General features: G+C 66.3%; 2 protein-coding genes. Both read left to right on the top strand.

Annotated features, from left to right (window positions below):
• Nucleotides 1–383: 383 nt before the first annotated feature.
• Nucleotides 384–644, top strand: a complete 261-nt coding sequence (locus LQ144_RS22915) for a hypothetical protein (protein ID WP_230121537.1) — start codon at nt 384–386, stop codon at nt 642–644.
• A gap of 4 nt (nt 645–648) precedes the next feature.
• Nucleotides 649–1,008, top strand: a 360-nt coding sequence (locus LQ144_RS22910; RefSeq protein WP_230121536.1) for a hypothetical protein, incomplete at its 3' end; no start/stop codon positions are given.

Here is a 1,008-nt window from a genome sequence, read left to right as displayed (position 1 = left end):
CGGCAGGCTTCCCGGCGGCTTTCCCGCCGGCAGGTGAACCGTCGATCGGAGTGTTTGAGGGCGGCACGGGTTTCCATCCTGATCTGATCGGATAATCGCTGGTTTCCACGAGGCAAGGAAGCTTGCTTCCTGCCTAGTCTACGGGTAAAGTCTACATCGTAGACAAGGTCTAATACAGGTCCTACGAAGCGGACTCCAGCGCACGGCCCACCGGCCGTTCACTCCGCCTCAGATGCCCGTGACTGCGCACCACGCACAGCCCGTCCGTACCGCAGAGTTCCAAAGAACCGGGCGACCGCCTCAGTGCCGTGTGCACGCACCGAGGCTCAGCTGCTATAGCCACATGGCGGCACACAGCGCACCCCGCGAAAAGGGCCACCCCCATGGCAAATACGCAGTTCGACCAATTCCTTGCAGAAGCCACCATCACCACCGACGACCGCTCCGAGGCCGCCCTCGGACGGGACTGCCTCTACGGCCTGTACACCAGCTGGTGTTTCCTCAACCAGTGCGTGCCGCGGCCGGAGAGCGAGTTCTGGGCCGCGATGCGCAAGAGGCGCGTCCGCCCCGGCCACAGCGGCCTCCGCATGAGGGGCCCGGCCGCCGCCGACTACATCCTGGCCAGCTACCCCGGCCTGGTCTGAGCCCTTGAGCACCACCGCCAACACCTACCTCCCCCGGGACGCCCACCAGCCCCGCGGGAGCCGCCCCTGGTGCGCCACCTGCGACACCGACCTGCACCTCGCCGTGGACTCCATCACCGTCATGGACCGCCGCAGGGAAACCCTCGCCGTCGCCTTCAACTGCGCCAACTGCGGCGGCTCCCGCGTCCTGTCCACCACCGCACACTTCGTCGCCGCAATCCTGACCCGGTCAACCAACACCGATGACGTCGTGCACCTGGGCGCCCAGTACATCCACTGCGGGGAACCCATGTCCCCCACCGATCCGGACCTGAGAAATTCCCACACACCACTCTCCACCCAGCCGCGGCCAGCAGACTTCCTC

The organism is Arthrobacter sp. Bi83, from assembly GCF_918698095.1.
GTDB lineage: Bacteria > Actinomycetota > Actinomycetes > Actinomycetales > Micrococcaceae > Arthrobacter.
Note: the sequence above shows the minus strand (reverse complement) of the source record. Positions and strands in the feature narration are given on the sequence as shown.

Coding starts and splice junctions, on each gene's coding strand:
- LQ144_RS22915 (WP_230121537.1), top strand. CDS start 384: ATGGCAAATACGCAGTTCGACCAATTCCTTGCAGAAGCCACCATCACC.